Origin of the sequence: Pseudomonas floridensis, assembly GCF_002087235.1 — a bacterium.
GTDB classification, from domain to species: domain Bacteria; phylum Pseudomonadota; class Gammaproteobacteria; order Pseudomonadales; family Pseudomonadaceae; genus Aquipseudomonas; species Aquipseudomonas floridensis.
Genome location: NZ_MUIO01000076.1, coordinates 14,507 through 34,890, shown reverse-complemented (window position 1 = coordinate 34,890; position 20,384 = coordinate 14,507). Strand labels below are relative to the sequence as shown.

17 protein-coding genes are annotated in these 20,384 nt (G+C 60.9%); 14 read left to right on the top strand and 3 right to left on the bottom strand.

The annotated features are described in order from the left end of the window. Positions 1-340: 340 nt before the first annotated feature. The 13 genes from BZK31_RS18990 to BZK31_RS18930 all read left to right on the top strand — a co-directional run bounded on the left by BZK31_RS18990 (position 341) and on the right by BZK31_RS18930 (position 15,316). The gene (locus BZK31_RS18990) at positions 341-1,963 is read left to right on the top strand and encodes a methyl-accepting chemotaxis protein (RefSeq protein ID WP_083184478.1); all 1,623 of its coding nucleotides are present in this window, start codon (positions 341-343) and stop codon (positions 1,961-1,963) included. Between the two features lie 9 nt (positions 1,964-1,972). Beyond that, positions 1,973-2,509: a chemotaxis protein CheW gene (locus BZK31_RS18985; RefSeq protein WP_083184477.1), complete on the top strand. Its 537-nt coding sequence runs from the start codon at positions 1,973-1,975 to the stop codon at positions 2,507-2,509. Continuing rightward, on the top strand, positions 2,506-3,786 hold the full coding sequence (locus tag BZK31_RS18980; protein ID WP_083184476.1) for a CheR family methyltransferase: 1,281 nt from the start codon (positions 2,506-2,508) through the stop codon (positions 3,784-3,786). Before BZK31_RS18985 ends, BZK31_RS18980 begins: the two co-directional genes overlap by 4 nt. After that, on the top strand, positions 3,786-4,475 hold the full coding sequence (locus tag BZK31_RS18975) for a chemotaxis protein CheW (protein ID WP_083184475.1): 690 nt from the start codon (positions 3,786-3,788) through the stop codon (positions 4,473-4,475). The genes BZK31_RS18980 and BZK31_RS18975 overlap by 1 nt, the downstream gene beginning before the upstream one ends. After that, the gene (locus tag BZK31_RS18970; protein ID WP_083184474.1) at positions 4,472-6,832 is read left to right on the top strand and encodes a hybrid sensor histidine kinase/response regulator; all 2,361 of its coding nucleotides are present in this window, start codon (positions 4,472-4,474) and stop codon (positions 6,830-6,832) included. The genes BZK31_RS18975 and BZK31_RS18970 overlap by 4 nt, the downstream gene beginning before the upstream one ends. Continuing rightward, on the top strand, positions 6,829-7,839 hold the full coding sequence (cheB, locus tag BZK31_RS18965; RefSeq protein WP_083184473.1) for a chemotaxis response regulator protein-glutamate methylesterase: 1,011 nt from the start codon (positions 6,829-6,831) through the stop codon (positions 7,837-7,839). The genes BZK31_RS18970 and cheB overlap by 4 nt, the downstream gene beginning before the upstream one ends. A 45-nt stretch (positions 7,840-7,884) precedes the next feature. Then, the gene (locus tag BZK31_RS18960) at positions 7,885-8,889 is read left to right on the top strand and encodes a response regulator (RefSeq protein ID WP_083184472.1); all 1,005 of its coding nucleotides are present in this window, start codon (positions 7,885-7,887) and stop codon (positions 8,887-8,889) included. Positions 8,890-9,036: 147 nt separating this feature from the next. Then, a protein-coding gene (gene prfB, locus BZK31_RS18955) for a peptide chain release factor 2 (protein ID WP_102136516.1) occupies positions 9,037-10,132 on the top strand; the annotation gives its coding sequence in 2 pieces (ribosomal slippage) (positions 9,037-9,108 and positions 9,110-10,132; 1,095 coding nt in all). Between the two features lie 123 nt (positions 10,133-10,255). Then, on the top strand, positions 10,256-11,758 hold the full coding sequence (gene lysS / locus BZK31_RS18950; protein WP_083184470.1) for a lysine--tRNA ligase: 1,503 nt from the start codon (positions 10,256-10,258) through the stop codon (positions 11,756-11,758). Between the two features lie 78 nt (positions 11,759-11,836). Further along, a complete protein-coding gene (locus BZK31_RS18945; RefSeq protein WP_083184469.1) occupies positions 11,837-12,562 on the top strand; it encodes a TetR/AcrR family transcriptional regulator in 726 nt (241 codons plus the stop codon). A 144-nt stretch (positions 12,563-12,706) separates the two neighbouring features. Next, entirely contained in the window at positions 12,707-13,984 is a 1,278-nt protein-coding gene (locus BZK31_RS18940; RefSeq protein WP_083184468.1) for a flavohemoglobin expression-modulating QEGLA motif protein, read from the top strand. Between the two features lie 85 nt (positions 13,985-14,069). After that, complete coding sequence (locus BZK31_RS18935) at positions 14,070-14,990, top strand: alpha/beta hydrolase (protein ID WP_083184467.1); 921 nt, start codon at positions 14,070-14,072, stop codon at positions 14,988-14,990. Next, positions 14,987-15,316 (top strand): PA3694 family proteiin, encoded by a 330-nt coding sequence (locus BZK31_RS18930; protein WP_083184466.1) that lies wholly within the window; start codon positions 14,987-14,989, stop codon positions 15,314-15,316. Before BZK31_RS18935 ends, BZK31_RS18930 begins: the two co-directional genes overlap by 4 nt. Positions 15,317-15,399: 83 nt before the next feature. Here the strand turns inward: BZK31_RS18930 and lptF are convergent, their stop codons facing one another. The 3 genes from lptF to BZK31_RS18915 form a co-directional block, all read right to left on the bottom strand. After that, positions 15,400-16,182, bottom strand: coding sequence for a lipotoxin F family OmpA-related lipoprotein LptF (lptF, locus tag BZK31_RS18925; RefSeq protein WP_083184465.1), 783 nt, complete (start codon positions 16,180-16,182; stop codon positions 15,400-15,402). Between the two features lie 60 nt (positions 16,183-16,242). After that, on the bottom strand, positions 16,243-16,656 hold the full coding sequence (locus tag BZK31_RS18920; RefSeq protein WP_083184464.1) for a DUF4398 domain-containing protein: 414 nt from the start codon (positions 16,654-16,656) through the stop codon (positions 16,243-16,245). A 265-nt stretch (positions 16,657-16,921) separates the two neighbouring features. Beyond that, a complete protein-coding gene (locus tag BZK31_RS18915) occupies positions 16,922-17,266 on the bottom strand; it encodes a pilin assembly protein (protein ID WP_083184463.1) in 345 nt (114 codons plus the stop codon). 236 nt (positions 17,267-17,502) lie between these two features. On the opposite strand from BZK31_RS18915, the gene ppc reads away from it, so the two are divergent. Further along, positions 17,503-20,139 (top strand): phosphoenolpyruvate carboxylase, encoded by a 2,637-nt coding sequence (ppc, locus tag BZK31_RS18910; RefSeq protein WP_083184462.1) that lies wholly within the window; start codon positions 17,503-17,505, stop codon positions 20,137-20,139. Positions 20,140-20,384 lie beyond the last annotated feature (245 nt).

Genomic DNA, 20,384 nt, shown 5'->3' with positions numbered 1-20,384 from the left:
TACGACAAAGCTTACGGACGCGTTTCAACACGGCTGCTGTAACTATTTATAGGCCTGTTTCATTCACGGATTTACAGCAACTTGCACCCTTGAGTTACTTGCTCTGCGGCCGATAACTGTTTGATGGAATCTTTGTAACGCCTGTTGCGACCGCTGTTTACCTTGAGGTAATGGTGCGTTCCGCAGGGACCGCAGGAGGCCTTTCGAGGGGCTTTGATTTCATTTTCGCATTACCCGCGAATACACGAACGGCTGGGCTATACTCACGCCGCTTGGGCCGTCCGTCGGTCCGCTTCATGAACACGGCCGGACGCCGTTGTTGAACTCTTGAGGGCTGACTGTGAAGAACTGGACCTTGCGCCAACGAATTCTGGCGAGCTTTGCCGTCATCATCGCAATCATGCTGTTGATGGTCGTTGTGTCTTACTCCCGCCTGTTGTCAATCGAGTCCAGCGAAGAACAGGTGCGCCTCGACGCCTTGCCGGGTGTTTACTACAGCACGCTGGTGCGCAGTGCCTGGGGCGAGAGTTACATCCGCACGCTGGAACTGATTGGCGAAGGTCAGGGGCGTCCTCTGACCAAGCAGGAAAAGGATCAGTTTCAGGGCTTCGACGACGCCTTGCAGACGCAGGTGGACGGTTACAAGAAATCCATTTTCGACGATGTCGACCGGGCCAGCTTCGCGGTCTTCGAAAAGCGTCGCGAAACGTATTCGCGACTGCTCGCCGAGGTGCACGCCAAGTATGAGCGTGGCGACTACGCCGCCGCGCGTGCCGAATTCTACGGCGAGGTCAATCCGGTCTGGACCGACGGTCGCAAGCAGCTCAACGAACTGATCGTGGCCAACAAGCAACTGGCCGATCGCGCCACGGACAACATCGTCAATGCGGTACTGGGTGCCAAGATCAGCATGGTCTTCTCCCTGCTGATCGCGGTCATGGCTGCCGCCGCCTGCGGCTTGTTGCTGATGCGTTCGATCATCTCGCCGATGCAGCTCATCGTGCGGATTCTGGAAACCATGCGTACTGGCGACCTGAGTTCGCGTCTGAATCTGGCGCGCAAGGACGAATTCAACGTGGTCGAAACCGGTTTCAACGACATGATGACAGAGCTGACCGCGCTGGTGTCTCAGGCGCAGCGCTCCTCGGTGCAGGTCACCACGTCGGTCACTGAAATCGCCGCCACCTCGCGTCAGCAACAGGCGACGGCCACTGAAACCGCTGCGACGACCACTGAAATCGGCGCGACTTCACGGGAAATCGCCGCCACGTCACGCGACTTGGTACGCACCATGACCGAAGTCACTTCGGCTGCCGATCAGGCCTCGATTCTGGCCGGTTCCGGCCAACAGGGTCTGGCACGCATGGAAGACACCATGCATCAGGTCATGGGCGCTGCCAATCTGGTCAACGCCAAGCTGGCGATCCTCAACGAGAAGGCCGGCAACATCAATCAAGTGGTGGTGACCATCGTCAAGGTCGCCGACCAGACCAACCTGCTGTCGCTCAACGCGGCCATTGAAGCCGAGAAGGCCGGTGAGTACGGCCGCGGTTTTGCCGTGGTCGCCACCGAAGTTCGCCGTCTGGCCGATCAGACCGCCGTGGCCACTTACGATATCGAGCAGATGGTGCGGGAAATCCAGTCGGCCGTGTCGGCCGGTGTCATGGGCATGGACAAGTTTTCTGAAGAAGTGCGCCGCGGCATGTACGAAGTTACGCAGGTCGGCGAGCAGTTGTCGCAGATCATTCATCAGGTCCAGGCCCTCGCTCCACGGGTGCTCATGGTCAACGAGGGCATGCAGGCACAGGCCACGGGCGCCGAACAGATCAATCAGGCGCTGGTCCAGTTGGCCGATGCCAGCAGCCAGACCGTCGAATCATTGCGTCAAGCCAGCTTCGCTATCGACGAGTTGAGTCAGGTGGCGGTCGGGCTGCGCAGTGGCGTTTCGCGATTCAAGGTCTGAGTCGCGCCGATGATGGATCAATCACCCAGGCGCAACGTGACGTTGCCAGCTTCGAACAAACTGTTCCTGCTGTTTTGCATCGGTGAGGATCGCTATGCGCTGGAGGCGACCGAGATCGCCGAGATCCTGCCGCGTGTGAAGCTCAAGGCGATTGCCCGCGCACCGCACTGGGTGGCAGGGATCTTTGCCCATCGTGGGGAAATCGTACCGGTGATCGACATCAGTGCGTTGAACGCCGGTCAGCCCGCCAAAGCGCGCACCAGCACGCGGATGGTGCTGGTGCACTATCGCCATGACGACAACCACCCGGCGCAACTGCTCGGTCTGATTCTCGAACAGGCCACCGAAACCCTGCGTTGCCCGGCGTCACAGTTCAAAGAGTACGGCCTGGACAATCGTCTGGCGCCGTATCTGGGGCCGGTCCGGGAAGATGAGCAAGGGCTGCTGCAATGGATTCACGTTCAGGAACTGCTGAGCGAGCCGGTCCGTGAACTGCTTTACCCGGTGCCGCCGATTGATCTGGAATCGCTCGAGGATGCGTCATGAGTGACGATTCGCGTTTTTTCAGCTTCCTCAAGGAGCGCATCGGACTGGATGTGACCTCGGTCGGTGAAGCGATCATCGAGCGTGCACTGCGTCAGCGTGCGGCCTCGGCCGGGTGCGCTGACAGCGATGCCTACTGGAGCTTGCTGGTGACATCACCGCAGGAACAACAGGCGCTGATCGAGGCGGTCATCGTTCCGGAAACCTGGTTCTTTCGTTATCCGGAATCCTTCGTCACATTGGGCAAGCTCGCTCGCGAGCGTCTCTCAGCCCTTGATGGTGCACGACCGCTGCGCATTCTCAGTCTGCCCTGTTCGACAGGCGAAGAGCCTTATTCCATCGCCATGGCACTGATCGATGCGGGCTTGTTGACCCGGCAGTTCAAAGTCGACGCCATCGACATCAGCCCTATCTCGATTGCGCGTGCGAAACAGGGCGTCTACGGCAAGAATTCGTTTCGTGGCGCCGACCTGAGTTTTCGCGACCGGTTTTTCAACGCCGTTGGCGAGGGTTTCGAGATCGCCGATCAGGTGCGCGATTGCATCGACTTTCAGTCGGGCAACCTGCTCGATCCGAGACTGGCGAGCCAAATGGCGTACGACATCGTGTTTTGCCGCAATCTGGTGATCTACTTCGACCGGCCGACGCAACAGCATGTGTTCAAAGTCCTCAAGCAACTGACCCGCGAAGATGGCGTGCTGTTCATCGGCCCGGCCGAGGGCAGCCTGTTGTCTGCGGTGGGCATGCGTTCTTTGGGAATTCCCCAGTCATTCGTCTTTCGTCACGCATCCCTTGGCGAGACGGCCGCACGTACAGTGTCCGTGCCCACGCCGGTCAGCATTCCGGCACCGCGCCCGTCACCCGAGCCGCCTACGCGCGCGCCCGCTCCCAAACCTGTGTCGCGAAACTCGACAGCGTTTGCTCCCGGTACCAAACCGGCGGGCAGCACCGGCAACAAAGAGAGTGTGGCGCTGCTGAGCTCGATTGCCAGCCTGGCCAATGAAGGCAAGAGCGTGGAGGCGCGTGCGACCTGTGAGCGCTACTTGCAGCAGCACGAACCGATTGCTCAGGTATTCTACTGGCTGGGACTGCTCAGCGAAGTGGAAGGCCGGGCGGCCGAAGCGCAGGGCTTCTATCGCAAGGCGTTGTACCTGGAACCGCAGCACGCCGAGTCGCTGGCGCAACTGGCCGCGTTACTCGCCGCCCGGGGTGACAGTGCCGGCGCCCGTCGATTGCAGGACCGCGCTGTGCGTGGCGCGAATAAACAAGGAAACAGCTGATGACGGGCCCGTCCGGTTTTTCAGACCTTACCCATGACCAGGCCCGGGACATCGACGATTGCTGGAACCGCATCGGCATTCACGGTGACCGTTCGTGCCCGTTGCTGGAAGACCACATTCATTGCCGCAACTGCTCAGTGTATTCGGCAGCCGCCACGCGCCTGCTCGATCGGTATTCGCTGGCTCAGGAGCAGCACGAGCATTTTCAGGGCTCAGTCCTGCAGCGCGATATCAAGACTCGCTCGATCATGGTCTTTCGCCTGGGCGAGGAGTGGCTGGGGCTGGCGTCACGTTGCCTGTCTGAAGTGGCGCCGAACCAGACCATCCATTCGTTGCCGCACCAGCGTTCGCGTGCGTTGCTGGGGGTCGCCAATGTGCGTGGCGCGCTGGTGGCCTGCATTTCGCTGGTCGAACTGCTGGGACTGGAGAGCAACCCGGTCATCGCCTCGTCTGCGCGCACGGTGCCGCGCATGTTGATTCTGGCTGCTGAAGGCGGTCCGGTAGTGGTGCCGGTCGATGAGGTCGAAGGCATTCACGCCATCGACGAGCGCGAACTGGAAGCGGCATCGGCGTCCGGTACGCATGCCAATGCCCGTTTCACCCGGGGTGTGCTGCAGTGGAAGGACCGTAGCCTGCGTTGGCTCGATGAAGAACAGCTGTTGTCGGCGGTGTATCGGAGCCTTACATGACGCCAGATCAAATGCGCGACGCCTCGCTGTTCGAACTGTTCACCCTGGAAGCCGATGCGCAGACGCAGGTGTTGAGCGCAGGCCTGCTGGCGCTGGAACGCAATCCGACCCAGGCCGATCAGCTGGAAGCCTGCATGCGCGCCGCTCACTCGCTCAAGGGCGCGGCGAAAATCGTCGGCGTCGAGTTCGGTGTCAGCGTCGCCCATGTGATGGAAGACTGTCTGGTCAGCGCACAGGAAGGGCGGCTGCTGCTCCAGCCGGAGCACATTGATGCCCTGTTATCGGGTACCGACCTGTTGATGCGCATCGCTACACCGGGCGGTAACAGCGTCGGCCAGCCCGATGTCGATGCCTATGTCGAAAGGGTGAATACGCTGCTGGCCTCGGGCGCCGGGGCGGCGCGCACGGTCGGCGTGCCGATGCCGGACCCGCTGCTGGCCAGTGCTTTGAAACAACTTGAATCCGCAGCAGCCCCGGAGCCGGTTAGTCAGACGCCTGCCGATCCGTTGGCAGCGGACCTGCGTCTGGAAGCGCCGACCGCTTCGCCTGCCAAAGCCGAGCCTGATGCCCCGGCCGTTCCGTTCAAGGAGCGCCGGGTGAGCGAAGGCGGCGAGCGGGTATTGCGGGTCACGGCCGAACGACTCAACGGTCTGCTCGACATGTCGAGCAAGTCGCTGGTCGAAACCCAGCGTCTCAAGCCTTTGCTGGCGGGCATGCAACGACTCAAGCGCTTGCAGAGCAGCAGCGACCGTGCGCTGGAAGTGCTGGGCGCCAGCTTTGGTGAAGACGGTCTGAACGCCGACGCACAGAAAGCCCTGGAAGATGCCCGCAGTCTCTTGTCCCAGGCGCAGCAAATGCTGGCTCAGCAAACCGCCGAGCTGGACGAATTCGGTTGGCAGTCCGGGCAGCGGGCCCAGTTGCTGTACGACACCGCGCTGGCCTGTCGCATGCGCCCGTTTGCCGATGTACTGGTCGGTCAGGCGCGCATGGTCCGCGACCTGGGGCGCGAACTGGGTAAACAAGTGCGGTTGCAGATCGAAGGCGAGAAAACTCAGGTCGACCGTGACGTACTGGAGAAACTCGAGGCTCCTCTGACACACCTGCTGCGCAATGCGGTGGACCATGGCATCGAGTCGCCTGAAAAACGGGTTGCCAGCGGCAAGGAGCCGGAAGGGCTGATCCGTCTGCAGGCCTCGCATCAGGCCGGGCTGCTGGTCGTCGAATTGAGTGATGACGGTGGCGGCGTGGACCTGGAGCGGCTGCGCCAGAGTATCGTGCAGCGCAACCTGTCGCCAGCCGATACCGCGGCTCAACTGAGTGAAGAGGAACTGCTGAGCTTCCTGTTCCTGCCCGGTTTCAGCATGCGCGACAAGGTCACTCAGGTCTCCGGCCGTGGTGTCGGGCTCGATGCCGTGCAGCACATGGTTCGCCAGATGCACGGCAGCGTCGAGTTGCAGCAATGGGCGGGCGAGGGCAGTCGCTTCAGGATCGAGCTGCCGTTGACCCTGTCGGTCGTGCGCAGTCTGGTGGTCGAGGTGGGTGGCGAGGCCTATGCGTTTCCTCTGGCTCACATCGAACGCATGCGCGATCTGCAGCCGGATGACATCGTGCAGCTCGAAGGGCGCCAGCATTTCTGGGACGAAGAGCGCCATGTCGGTCTTGTATCGGCCAGCCAGTTGTTGCATCGTCCTTCGTCGCAGGATGCCAGTGAGGCGCTCAAGGTCGTGGTGATCCGCGAGCGCGATTCGGTGTATGGCGTCGCGGTCGAGAAATTCATCGGTGAGCGCACGCTGGTGGTGATGCCGCTGGATGCTCGGCTGGGCAAGGTTCAGGATGTCTCGGCCGGTGCTTTGCTGGATGACGGCTCGGTGGTGCTGATCATCGACGTTGAAGACATGCTGCGCTCGGTCGAGAAGTTGCTCAATACCGGACGGCTGGAGCGTATCGATCGTCGTAACCGGCCGGTCGACAGCGTATCGCGCAAGCGTGTGCTGGTGGTCGATGATTCGCTGACGGTGCGCGAGCTGGAGCGCAAATTGCTGGTGAGCCGCGGCTACGAAGTCGCGGTTGCCGTGGATGGCATGGACGGCTGGAACGCGCTGCGCGCCGAGGATTTCGACCTGCTCATCACCGATATCGACATGCCGCGCATGGATGGCATCGAACTGGTGACATTGCTGCGTCGCGATATCCGGCTGCAATCGCTGCCGGTCATGGTGGTTTCCTACAAGGATCGTGAAGAAGATCGTCGCCGCGGCCTGGACGCTGGCGCCGATTATTATCTGGCCAAGGCCAGTTTTCATGACGACGCCTTGCTCGATGCCGTCGTCGAATTGATCGGGGATGCCCAGGCATGAAGATTGCCATTGTCAATGACATGCCCATGGCCATCGAGGCGTTGCGACGCGCGTTGGCCTTTGAACCGCTGCATCAGGTGATATGGGTGGCGTCCAACGGCGCTGAAGCTGTGCGCCTGTGCGCCGAGCGCACGCCGGACCTGATTCTCATGGACCTGATCATGCCGGAAATGGACGGGGTCGAAGCCACGCGCCAGATCATGGCCAAAACCCCGTGCGCGATCGTCATTGTTACCGTGGACCGTGAGCAGAACGCACGCCGCGTCTTCGAGGCCATGGGCCACGGCGCGCTGGATGTGGTGGACACGCCGGCCATCGGCGGGAGCAATCCGAAAGAGGCGGCAGCCCCGTTGCTGCGCAAGATCCTCAACATCGAATGGCTCATCGGCCAGCGCAATACTCACAAAAACACCGCTGCGTTGCCCGTGCGTGAGTCCGTCCGGCGTGACAGGCTGATCGCGATCGGCTCGTCTGCGGGCGGCCCTGCGGCGCTCGAGATTCTGTTCAAAGGACTGCCCACCCACCTTCCAGCAGCTATCGTGGTAGTACAGCACGTGGATCAGGTGTTCGCCGCCGGCATGGCCGACTGGCTGGGGTCGGTTTCCGGCCTGCCGGTGCAACTGGCCCGTGAGGGTGAAACGCCGCAGCAGGGCAAGATCCTGCTGGCGGGCACCAACCACCATATCCGCTTGCTCAAGAGCGGCACGCTGGCTTATACGGCTGACCCGGTGAATGAAATCTACCGGCCCTCTATCGATGTCTTTTTCGAAAGTGTGGCCCGTTATTGGAGTGGAGACGCTGTGGGCGTGTTATTGACAGGTATGGGGCGCGACGGTGCGCAGGGGCTCAAGTTGCTGCGCGAGCGCGGTTTTCTGACCATCGCGCAGGATCAGGCCAGCTCTGCGGTATACGGCATGCCCAAAGCCGCGGCGGCCATCGACGCCGCCGTCGAGATCCGGCCGCTGACTTCTATCGCACCGCGTCTGGTAGAGGTGTTCGCACAATGATTGTCCAGATGGGCTCATCGCAGTTCGGTGATCAGGAGAAATTTCATGCATGATGTGCAGATGGACGACATCAAAACCCCGGATGAAAACTCTGCGATGGTGCTGCTGGTCGACGATCAGGCGATGATCGGCGAAGCGGTACGACGTGGCCTTTCCAGTGAGAGCTCGATCGACTTTCACTTCTGCGCCGATCCGCATCAGGCGATCGCTCAAGCGGTGCAGATCAAGCCGACCGTGATCCTGCAGGATCTGGTGATGCCGGGTCTGGACGGTCTGACGCTGGTGCGTGAATACCGCAGCAATCCGTTGACCCGCGATATCCCGATCATCGTGCTCTCCACCAAGGAGGACCCGCTGATCAAGAGCGCTGCCTTCGCCGCCGGTGCCAACGATTATCTGGTCAAGCTGCCGGACAACATCGAGCTGGTCGCGCGAATTCTTTATCACTCACGCTCCTACCTGACCCTGCTGCAGCGCGACGAAGCCTATCGGGCCTTGCGCGTGAGCCAGCAGCAATTGCTCGACACCAACCTGGTGCTGCAACGACTGATGAACTCCGATGGCCTGACCGGGCTGTCGAACCGTCGTCATTTCGACGAGTACCTCGAGCTGGAATGGCGTCGTGCGACCCGTGACCAGACCCAGTTGTCGCTGCTGATGATCGATGTGGACTACTTCAAGGCCTACAACGACAGCTTCGGTCATCTGGAAGGCGACGAGGCATTGCGGCAGGTGGCCAAAGCGATTCGCAACGGCTGCAGCAGGCCGTCCGATCTGCCGGCCCGGTATGGCGGCGAAGAGTTCGCGATGGTACTGCCCAATACCTCGCCGGGCGGCGCACGGCTGATTGCCGAAAAACTGCGCCAGAGCGTGGTCGGCATGAATATCCCGCACATCGCGCCGACCGAAGGCTCGCACCTGACGGTCAGTATCGGCGTGGCCACGGCGGGTCCGCAGGTCGGCCTGCACAGTCGGCAACTGATTCTCGATGCTGACAAAGGCCTGTATGTCGCCAAACACAACGGCCGCAATCAGGTCGCGGTCGGCTGAATCGTGACCGGATCGGCGCGCAACGGTGCGTGCGCGCTACGTCTTGCCAAACAGGCTGCACAAGGCCCGCTCGACGGGCTGCCTTCCCGGCGCTGCCTGGGGTATACTCGTCGGCTTTGAAAATTTCGCCTGCGAGTGCTGCCCACCATGGAAATCAACCCGATCCTAAACAGCATCAAGGATTTGTCCGAGCGCTCCGAAACCATTCGGGGGTATCTTTGACTACGATCACAAACATGATCGTCTGACCGAAGTCAACCGCGAGCTCGAAGATCCAAACGTCTGGAACAACCCCGAATACGCACAGAACCTGGGCCGCGAGCGTGCCTTGCTGGCGCAGATCGTCGACACGCTGGACGAAATGACGTCCGGTCTGGCCGATGCCAAGGACCTGCTGCTGATGTCGGCCGAAGAAGAAGACCAGGCGGCCGTCGATGACGTGGCCGCCGAAGTCGAGCGTCTTCGCGAATCGCTGGAAAAACTGGAGTTCCGCCGCATGTTCAGCGGCGACATGGACCCCAACAACGCCTACCTGGACATCCAGGCCGGTTCCGGCGGCACCGAAGCGCAGGACTGGGCCAACATCCTGCTGCGCATGTACTTGCGCTGGGCCGACAAGCGCGGCTTCGACGCGACCATCATGGAGCTGTCCGCTGGCGAAGTCGCCGGTATCAAAGGCGCGACCGTGCACATCAAGGGCGAATACGCCTTTGGCTGGCTGCGCACCGAGATCGGCGTGCACCGCCTGGTCCGCAAGAGCCCGTTCGACTCCGGCAACCGTCGCCACACCTCGTTCTCGGCGGTATTCGTGTCGCCCGAGATCGATGACAACATCGAAATCGACATCAATCCGTCGGACCTGCGGATCGATACCTATCGTTCCTCCGGCGCCGGTGGTCAGCACGTCAACACCACCGACTCGGCGGTCCGTATCACCCACGTGCCGACCAATACCGTGGTCAGCTGCCAGAACGAACGTTCTCAGCATGCGAACAAGGACACCGCCATGAAAATGCTGCGGGCCCGTTTGTATGAGCAGGAAGTGCAAAAGCGCAATGCGGCGTCCCAGGCACTGGAGGACACCAAGTCCGACATCGGCTGGGGTCACCAGATTCGCTCGTACGTGCTGGATGCCTCGCGCATCAAGGACCTGCGCACCAACATCGAACGCAGCGACTGCGACAAGGTGCTCGATGGCGACCTCGATGACTACCTGATCGCCAGCCTCAAGCAAGGGCTGTAATGCACGCCTCGCGGGACCAGCGCCTCGTGCGTGGTCCTGCGCAAGCGTCCGGGAAGGCTATCCGCCTCACCCGCGAACCCGGATAAGCCCGGGCAACGAACCTGTGATGGAATATCAAAAGACATGAGCGACCAACAACTCGACCCGCAAGCCCTGCAACAGGAAGAAAACACCCTGATCGCCCTGCGCAAGGAAAAGCTTGCCGCCGGCCGCGCCAAGGGTCAGGCCTTCCCGAACGACTTCCGCCGCGACAGCTACTGCAATGACCTGCAGAAACAGTACGTCGACAAGAGCAAGGAAGATCTGGCGGCGGCAGCGATTCCGGTCAAGGTCGCCGGTCGCATCATGCTCAACCGTGGCTCGTTCATGGTGATCCAGGACATGACCGGTCGCATCCAGGTCTATGTCAACCGCAAGACTCTGCCGGAAGACACGCTGGCCGAGGTGAAAACCTGGGACCTGGGCGACATCATTGCTGCCGAAGGCACCCTGGCCCGTTCCGGGAAGGGCGATCTGTACGTTGAAATGACGTCCGTGCGTCTGCTGACCAAGTCGTTGCGTCCGCTGCCGGACAAGCACCACGGCCTGACTGACACCGAGCAGCGCTATCGCCAGCGTTACGTTGACCTGATCGTCAATGAAGACGTGCGTGAAACCTTCCGTGTGCGCTCGCAGGTCATCGCCCATATCCGCAGCTTCCTGATGAAGCGCGACTTCCTGGAAGTCGAAACCCCGATGCTGCAGACCATTCCGGGCGGAGCGGCGGCCAAGCCGTTCGAAACGCACCACAACGCACTGGACATGGAAATGTTCCTGCGTATCGCGCCTGAGCTGTACCTCAAGCGGCTGGTGGTCGGCGGTTTTGAAAAGGTCTTCGAGATCAACCGCAACTTCCGTAACGAAGGCGTCTCGACCCGGCACAACCCCGAGTTCACCATGCTCGAGTTCTACCAGGCCTACGCTGACTACGAAGACAATATGGACCTGACCGAGGAGCTGTTCCGCGAACTGGCGCAACTGGTCCTGGGCACCACCGACGTCCCATATGGCGACAAGGTGTTCCATTTCGGTGAGCCGTTCGTGCGCCTGTCGGTGTTCGACTCGATCCTCAAGTACAACCCCGAGCTGACTGCCGATGATCTGCAGGACATCGACAAGGCACGTGCCATCGCCAAGAAGGCCGGTGCAAAGGTGCTGGGTTTCGAAGGTCTGGGCAAATTGCAGGTGATGATTTTCGAAGAGCTGGTCGAGCACAAGCTGGAGCAGCCGCATTTCATTACCCAGTACCCGTTTGAAGTCTCGCCGCTGGCGCGTCGCAATAACGACAACCCGAGCGTGACCGACCGTTTCGAGCTGTTCATCGGTGGCCGTGAAATCGCCAACGCCTATTCGGAGCTCAACGACGCTGAAGATCAGGCCGAGCGCTTCCAGGCGCAGGTGGCCGACAAGGATGCTGGTGACGACGAAGCCATGCATTACGACGCCGATTTCGTGCGTGCGCTGGAGTACGGCATGCCGCCAACGGCTGGCGAGGGAATCGGGATCGACCGTCTGGTGATGTTGCTCACCAACTCGCCGTCGATCCGGGACGTGATCCTGTTCCCGCACATGCGCCCGCAAGCGTAGTGAAAAAAAATAAAAGCCGCCTCGAATGGGCGGCTTTTTTTTGGGTCTTTTTCAGGACGTTTTTTTAAGGAAAGAGTTGTGACGATTGCCAGAGAAGGGGCTGCCGGGGTAGCGAGCGCGGTGGCCAAGAGTGTCAGGTATCAGGGCCGCAAGGCGAGTCGAGAGGGCAGTGAACAGCGCAGGCAGGTGATTCTCGATGCCGCCATGCGCATTGTGGTGCGTGATGGTGTGCGTGCGGTGCGCCACCGGGCCGTGGCGGCCGAGGCGGGTGTACCGCTGTCGGCGACGACCTATTATTTCAAGGACATCGACGACCTGCTGACCGATGCCTTCGCTCAGTACGTGCAGCGCAGCGCGGATTATCTGGCCAAGTTGTGGCAGAACACCGAAGTCATTCTGCGCGACATGATGTCCCGCAGTTCCGGCAGCCCCAGCGATCGGTTCCGCCTGGCCGACGATATCGCGAAGATGGTCATGGAGTATATCCGCCACCAGTTGCTGACTCGTCGCGAATACCTGATTGCCGAGCACGCCTTCTACCACGAGGCGCTGATCAACCCGCGCCTGACCCCGCTGGTCATGGCTCATCAGGAAATCCTCTTGCAGGGCAGTTGCCAGTTTTTTCAGGTGATCGGCTCGCTGCAGCCTTATCAGGACGCTCAAGTGTTGACGGGGCTTATCCGGCGGATGGAATATCAGGGTCTGCTCCATGGCCCGCTGCGTCAGGCCGACGAAGAAATTCTGTGTATGCTTACCCGTCAGATGCGTCTGGTGCTGGGAACACCTCAACCGGTTCGGGAGTGAAAACACGTCGGTTCAGGAGCGTCCCGTTAAGCGGCTGTCGGGTATCCGGACGGTCCCGCCAGTTCTGATGTTTTTTCAAAGGTTGCGCGTTACCGGCGCGCCGCCAAGTAGCAGGGCAATTGCCCACCAGCCAAGGAGTACCGGGTGGACGAGTACCAGCAGACTATTCGTGCTTTATCGGATCGGATCGTGGCCGCGCAGACACCGATTCGCGTGCTGGATGCGGTGAAATGGGACGACACCGTTCGCCGGGATTTCCTGGTAGCCAAGGGCAAGGCCTTGCCTGCCGTGGACCGCGCGTATTACGAAAATCGCCCGCTGGGCTTCGATTCCGGCGCATTGAAGCTGGAATTTCAGAACATCGAGCGCGACATCACGCGTCAGTTGGGTCAGTTCAACCCGGTCGGACAGATCATGCGCCGCATGTGCAGGGAGTACCGCATGGTAGTCCGCATGCTCGAAGCGCGTGGTACGCCGGACTTTGGCTTGATCTCCCAGGAATTGTACGGCGCCGCTTCCGACGCCTTTCATGCGGGTGACCCGACGCTGGCCGATCTGGGCCTGATGCTCTCCGATTACCTGAACAACATCGCCGGGCGCGGTGATCTTAAGGACGAACCGAAGATTCTGACCGCCAAGGACGCGGTGGGGCTGTTGCAATCGCGTCTGAACCGGGTGTTCGGCGAGGCCGAGGAAACCATTCGGGTGTTCGAATCCGACGGTATCGTGGCCGACGCGGCAGCGGGTGCGGACTACATCAAGATCCGCAGTGATGCGATGTTCAACGAACGTGACGTGCGGGCGCTGGAAGTCCACGAAGGGCTGGTGCATGTCGGCACGACCCTCAACGGCCAGAACCAGCCAATCTGCACCTTCCTCTCCAAAGGTCCGCCCTCGTCGACCGTGACCCAGGAAGGGCTGGCGATTCTCATGGAAGTGATTGCGTTCGCGTCCTACCCCAGCCGCCTGCGCAAATTGACCAACCGTACTCGCGCCATTCACATGGCCGAAGAGGGCGCGGATTTCCTGCAGGTGTTCGAGTTCTATCGCGAACAGGGCTTTGGCATGCCGGAAAGCTATGGCAATGCCAGCCGCGTGTTTCGCGGTTCGGTGCCCAATGGCTTGCCCTTCACCAAGGACTTGTCTTATCTGAAGGGCTTCATCATGGTCTACAACTACATCCAGCTTGCGGTGCGCAAAGGCAAGCTTGAACAGGTGCCGCTGCTGTTCTGCGGCAAGACCACGCTGGAAGACATGCGCACTCTGCGCCAGTTGGTCGATGAAGGGCTGGTGGTTCCGCCCAAATACCTGCCTGAACAATTTCGCGACATGAATGCGCTCTCGGCCTGGATGTGCTTCTCCAACTTCCTCAACCATCTGAGCCTGGATCGCATCGAGGCGGATTACTCGAATATCCTTTAACCGCCAGCGGGAGCGCAGTCTTTTCAAGCAGGCTCGCTCCCCGATGTTGCGCGTCGGTGCCTTATCCAACCAAAGGAACACTCATTTGAAACTGATCGGCATCCTTGCCCTGGTCCTCAGTCTTGCCGGCTGCAGTTCGATGCTTTTCTACCCAGAGCCCGGCGTGCCATTCACCCCGGACAAGGCGCGGCTGAAATACAGCGATGTGAACCTCACTGCTGCCGACGGCACGCGCCTGCATGGCTGGTGGCTGCCGGCAAAAGAGGGTGTGCCGGTCAAGGGCACGGTGCTGCATCTGCATGGCAATGGCGGCAACCTGTCCTGGCATCTGGGTGGAAGCTGGTGGTTGCCCGAGCAGGGTTATCAGGTGCTGTTGCTCGATTACCGAGGCTACGGCCAGTCGCAAGGCGACCCCAGTCTGCCCGCGATCTATCAGGACGTTCAGGCGGCCTTCGACTGGTTGAACGCCGCGCCGCAGGTACAGGATAAGCCGCTGGTGGTGCTGGGTCAGAGCATTGGCGGGGCGCTGGCGGTGCACTACCTGTCGCAGCATCCGCAGGAGCGGTCGCGGATCAAGGCACTGATTCTGGATGGCACGCCGGCCAGTTATCGCGGCGCTGCGCGTTACACACTGGGCACCTCATGGCTTACGTGGCCGTTGAAGACGCCGCTGTCGTGGTTTATCCCCGACGCCGACAGCGCGATCAACGGGATACCGCAACTGGCCGGAACGCCGATGCTGATTTTCCACAGCATGGACGACACGTTGATTCCGGTTGCCAATGGCATCGAACTGTACAAAGCCGCGCCGCCTCCGCGCGTCCTGCAACTGACCCGAGGCGGGCATGTGCAGACATTTGCCGACCCGCTGTGGCGCCAGGTCATGCTGCGCTATCTGGAAGACCCGCAGCACTTCAACGGCCTGCGCCGTCTGGCCGAAGTGCCCAACTATCCGCCGCCGTCCACGCCGTCCACGCCGTCCGCGCAAGACGAGGCACCGAAGTGAGTGAGGCGCGCAACGCCACGGGCATGATTCTGACCGGCGTCGCCAGCATCATCGGCACCGTAGGCTGCCTCTGGTATTACGGCTACCTGCATTTCGCCCGGCCTGAAGACGCCTTGCTGCTGGGCGAATTCACGATGCTCAAGACCGTGCCGGGCGAGGACTACAGGATTGCCGCGACGCCGGCCGCCGAGGTCGCGCAGTGTGTCGACGGGGTTCTGGTGCTGTTCGACACCTCGCGCACGGGGCTGTCCGGTGTGCTGGTCGATCAGCGTAAACAGGCAGTGCGCTGCATCGTTCCACAGGCACCGCAGCACACAGCACATTGAGCCTTGAATCGGTAACAAAACGCCAGGCATGAAAAAGCCCCGCCTGCATGCACAGGCGGGGCTTCGGGGTTGCCGTCAGTCGATTACTTCATCGAAGAACGTGGAGCAACCGGCTGGTTGTCGTTGGAAATGGTCACTTCCACACGACGGTTCATGGCACGGCCCGAGTTGCTGGTGTTGTCAGCAACCGGGTATTCCTTGCCATAACCCATGGCCACGATGCGAGTCGGGTCCACACCCATACGGGTCAGCGCCATGCGCACGGAGTTGGCGCGACGCTCGGACAGCGACTGGTTGTAGGCAGCCGAACCGGTGCTATCGGTGTAGCCTTCCACGATCACTTTACGATCCGGGTTTTCCTGCAGGAAAGCCGCCAGCTTACCGATGTCGCCTTGAGCGCCCGGCTTCAGTTCTGCCTTGTTGTAGTCAAACAGTACGTCGCCGAAAGTGACCAGTGTGCCGCGTTCGGTCTGCTTGGCGTTCAGGCTGTTTTTCAGCTGAGCGATCTGCGCGTCACGCGCTTCCAGACGGGCCTTGGCGCGGTCGGCAGACGCATTCTGCAGAGCAGCTTCGGAGTTGCGCAGGTTGATGGTCTGCTTGGCCAGTTCAACGCGCTGGTTGGTCAGGTAAGACAGTTGGTCGACTTTCTTGGCGTCTTCATCGTCACGGAACGCTTTTTCTGCCTTGGCCAGCCATTCGCTGGCGTCCTTGGTTTCCAGCGCGGCTACCTTGGTGGCGTCCGGGTTGGTCTGCAGAGCGGTAAAGTTGGTACGCGCCTGCTCAAGGTTAGGATTAGGCTTGGTGGCACAGGCAGCCAGTGCAACGCTCATAGCCAGCAGGGCAGGGATCATCAATTGTTTACGCATAATTAGGGTCGTCCTTTAATCGATTACGAATGCATGAAAACCAAAGGTTGATGGCGGTGCTCACTGCACCTGGCGCATGCCTTCGTCACGTAGTTCGTTGACGCCCTGACGAGCATCCTGCACAGCCTTGGCAGCCTTGGCGGCCTGAGACTTACGCTCTGCTACGCGAGCGTCCCACTCGGCCTGTTCAGCCAGCTTGCGTGCTTCGTCGTATTTGTGATCCTGCATAGCGAGATCGGCTTCTTTCAATTTGTCTTGAGCCGACTTCATTTCCACCGCTGCGAACTCGGTCCCGCCAGCGCTGACAGCGCTGTTGACGGCCGACTGAGACACCGCGTACTGCTCGGACGGCGGATTACCCGCACAACCGGCGAGGATGAAAGTGCTACCCAGCGCCAGCGCAGCGAGTTTCAGCCCGCGCAGGCCTTTGAACTTGGTTTTGGCAGTAGGGGTGTTCATGGTGATCAACTCCATTGTCTGACTCCGAACGTGGTTATCCATGACAGTTTTTATTCAGGCCGGGCATCGGGTTACTCAGCCACCTGATGCTCTTCGGCTTTCCTGTAATGGTTAATGGCTCGGACCTGCGGGGTTTTTGAATAGTTCAGATAAATATTCGCTGAACGGTGAGCAACCTTGCGCAGGGTCAATAAAGGGCTGTCCCGGTAACGGGACGCCTCAGCCCCGGCCCTTCTGGCGGACAGGCCTGATTGATGTCGCCGTTTTACAGCTCAATCGGTTAATCGGCAGAAGCGTCTTCCTTCTCGGACAACTCGTGCAGGTAGCGTCGTGACAGGGCGAGAAAGCGCGGCGTGGCGCCGACGTCTTCATACAGCGGATCACCTTCCTCGTCGGTCGCCACCACATGCTGTCCCTTCACGTAGGGGAAACTGGCTTCCAGCTCTTCCAGTGCCGCGCCGATGAGTTCGCCGAGCAGTTCTTCGGGGTGATGTTTGGGGTACATCTCGCACAGAGCCGACAGCCGTGCGGCGGATTCGATATCCAGATGAATCGCGTAGCGGGTCTTGGTCAGGCGTCCTTTGGCATTACGTTCCCAGTGCTGGGCAAGCTCGCGGATTTTCATGGTGACCTCTTGGTGGCTCGCTTATGGCGAGTTTGTCCGATGATTGAGTCGTTGTGTGGCTCATGCATGAGATTAGCCGGTCTGGCGCAAGTGGCGACCGGTGAAAAATTCATGCGCAAGGATTTGTCGCTGGACACTCTTTTGATGCACTGTTGGCAACGCGGATCTGAATTCAGGTATTCAACTCGGGTAAGCGATCACGCATAGAGCCCAAATAAAAACCGGGAGAGGGAACGATGGCCGATATCGATGCGCGACTGCGCGAAGACGTTCACCTGCTGGGTGAGTTGCTGGGCAACACGATTCGTGAGCAGCGAGGTGCTGATTTTCTCGACAAAATCGAGCGTATTCGCAAGAGCGCCAAGGCGGGCCGACGCGGTTCGGCGGCAGGTGCCGAGGCCCTCAGTTCGAGTGTCGACAGCCTTGAAGACGACGAATTGCTGCCCGTGGCGCGCGCCTTCAATCAGTTTCTCAATCTGGCGAACATCGCCGAGCAATACCAGCTGATGCATCGCCGTGACGACTCGCAGCCACAACCTTTCGAATCCCGGGTATTGCCCGAATTGCTGGAGCGCCTGAAAGCCGAAGGTCATGCGCCCGATGCGCTGGCGCGGCAACTGGGCAAACTGGACATCGAGCTGGTGCTCACTGCGCACCCGACAGAAGTCGCCCGGCGGACACTGATCCAGAAGTACGACGCCATCGCCGCGCAATTGGCGGCCCTGGACCACCGGGATCTGAACAGTCTCGAGCGCGAACAGATCACCTCGCGCCTGCAGCGTTTGATCGCCGAAGCCTGGCACACCGAAGAAATCCGCAGAATCCGGCCGACGCCGGTGGATGAAGCCAAGTGGGGCTTCGCGGTCATTGAGCACTCGCTGTGGCACGCCATCCCCAACTACCTGCGCAAGGCCGACCAGGCGTTGCAGGTCGCGACCGGTCTGCATTTGCCACTGGAAGCCGCGCCGATCCGGTTCGCTTCGTGGATGGGCGGCGACCGGGACGGCAACCCGAATGTCACCGCTGCCGTCACCCGCGAAGTGCTGCTACTGGCGCGCTGGATGGCTGCCGATCTCTATCTGCGCGACGTGGACAGTCTGGCTGCCGACCTGTCTATGCAGCAGGCCAGCGAGGCGCTGCGTGCCAGCGTCGGTGACAGCGCCGAACCTTACCGCACCGAGCTCAAGCGTCTTCGCGAGCGTCTGCGCGCCACGCGCAATTGGGCCAATGCCTCGCTGACCGTCACTCAGCCCGCACCTGAAGGCGTGTTGCATGACAATCGCGAACTGCTGGAGCCGCTGATGCTGTGCTTCCAGTCGTTGCATGAATGCGGTATGGGCGTGATTGCCGATGGTCCGCTGCTCGACTGCTTGCGTCGCGCCGTGACCTTTGGACTGTTTCTGGTGCGGCTGGATGTACGTCAGGATTCCAGCCGGCATTGCGCGGCCATGACCGAAATCACCGATTACTTGGGGCTCGGCCGCTACGAAGAGTGGGGCGAGCAGACCCGGATCGAGTTTCTGTTGCGCGAACTGAACAATCGTCGTCCGCTGCTGCCCGGTTATTTCAAACCGGCCGCGGACACCGCGGAAGTATTGGCCACCTGCCGTGAAGTGGCGGCGGCGCCAGCGGCGTCACTGGGGTCCTACGTGATTTCAATGGCCGGTGCCGCCTCCGATGTGCTGGCCGTGCAACTGCTGCTTAAAGAGGCAGGGTTGCAAAGGCCGATGCGTGTGGTGCCGTTGTTCGAGACGCTGGCCGACCTGGACAATGCCGGACCGGTCATCGAAACGCTGCTGGGGTTGCCGGGTTATCGTTCGCGCCTTCAAGGGCCTCAGGAAGTGATGATCGGCTATTCCGATTCGGCCAAGGACGCCGGTACTACGGCTGCGGCCTGGGCGCAGTACCGGGCACAGGAAAAGCTGGTGCAGATCTGCCGCGATCAACAGGTTGAACTGCTGCTGTTTCACGGCCGTGGCGGTACGGTCGGTCGCGGCGGTGGCCCGGCGCATGCGGCGATTCTGTCCCAGCCGCCGGGGTCGGTGGCGGGGCGTTTCCGCACGACGGAACAAGGCGAGATGATCCGCTTCAAGTTCGGTCTGCCGGATATTGCCGAACAGAACCTCAATCTGTACCTGGCGGCCGTGCTTGAAGCGACATTGCTACCGCCGCCACTGCCCGAACCGGCCTGGCGCACGATGATGGACCAGTTGGCCAGCGATGGGGTCAGTGCTTACCGCGCCGTGGTGAGGGAGCATCCCGAGTTCGTCGAGTATTTCCGTCAGGCCACACCCGAGCAGGAACTCGGCCGCCTGCCATTGGGCAGCCGTCCTGCCAAGCGCCGTGAGGGCGGCGTGGAAAGTCTGCGGGCCATTCCGTGGATCTTCGCCTGGACCCAGACGCGCCTGATGCTCCCTGCATGGCTGGGTTGGGAAGCCGCGTTAACCAAGGCGCTGGAACGTGGGGAAGGGGAGGTGCTGGCGCAGATGCGCGAGCGCTGGCCGTTCTTCAGGACCCGCATCGACATGCTGGAAATGGTCCTGGCCAAGGCTGACACCGACATCGCCCGACTCTACGACGAACGTCTGGTGAGCACCGGGCTGCAACATTTGGGTGCACATTTACGCGACCTATTGTCGCAGGCCTGCGACGTGGTTCTGGGCCTTACCGGGCAGACGCAACTGCTCGCGCACAGCCCGGAAACGCTCGAATTCATCAGCCTGCGCAACACTTACCTTGATCCTCTGCACCTGCTCCAGGCGGAACTGCTGTCGCGCTCGCGTCACCGTGAAGCGCAACTGGACAGCCCTCTGGAACTGGCATTGCTGGTGTCTGTGGCGGGGATTGCTGCCGGGCTGCGCAATACCGGCTGACGGCTTTGCCTGAGTGGCTGGCGGTCCGTTTGACGCCGGTCACGGCAGGTGCGGCATTTAAAGGCTAACCTGCCGAAGGTGTTACAGCAGGTCACAGCGCTGCCCGAGCGAGGCGCACATGCCAGCGCGCCCGCGGTTACTGCGACTTTCGGCGGCTTGTGCGGCTCGGGTCTGCTGTGTATCTTGATCAGCCTTTTGGCCTATTGGCCTGATTTATTTTTTAGATTGGCCCCTGAGGCGAATCC

Excerpts from the sequence above, each read along its gene's own strand:
- BZK31_RS18920 (WP_083184464.1), bottom strand. The coding sequence starts at position 16,656 with ATGGAGTTGATCACCATGAACACCCCTACTGCCAAAACCAAGTTCAAA.
- lysS (WP_083184470.1), top strand. The coding sequence starts at position 10,256 with ATGAGCGACCAACAACTCGACCCGCAAGCCCTGCAACAGGAAGAAAAC.
- cheB (WP_083184473.1), top strand. The coding sequence starts at position 6,829 with ATGAAGATTGCCATTGTCAATGACATGCCCATGGCCATCGAGGCGTTG.
- BZK31_RS18985 (WP_083184477.1), top strand. The coding sequence starts at position 1,973 with ATGATGGATCAATCACCCAGGCGCAACGTGACGTTGCCAGCTTCGAAC.
- ppc (WP_083184462.1), top strand. The coding sequence starts at position 17,503 with ATGGCCGATATCGATGCGCGACTGCGCGAAGACGTTCACCTGCTGGGT.
- lptF (WP_083184465.1), bottom strand. The coding sequence starts at position 16,182 with ATGCGTAAACAATTGATGATCCCTGCCCTGCTGGCTATGAGCGTTGCA.
- BZK31_RS18975 (WP_083184475.1), top strand. The coding sequence starts at position 3,786 with ATGACGGGCCCGTCCGGTTTTTCAGACCTTACCCATGACCAGGCCCGG.
- BZK31_RS18960 (WP_083184472.1), top strand. The coding sequence starts at position 7,885 with ATGCATGATGTGCAGATGGACGACATCAAAACCCCGGATGAAAACTCT.
- BZK31_RS18915 (WP_083184463.1), bottom strand. The coding sequence starts at position 17,266 with ATGAAAATCCGCGAGCTTGCCCAGCACTGGGAACGTAATGCCAAAGGA.
- BZK31_RS18970 (WP_083184474.1), top strand. The coding sequence starts at position 4,472 with ATGACGCCAGATCAAATGCGCGACGCCTCGCTGTTCGAACTGTTCACC.
- BZK31_RS18980 (WP_083184476.1), top strand. The coding sequence starts at position 2,506 with ATGAGTGACGATTCGCGTTTTTTCAGCTTCCTCAAGGAGCGCATCGGA.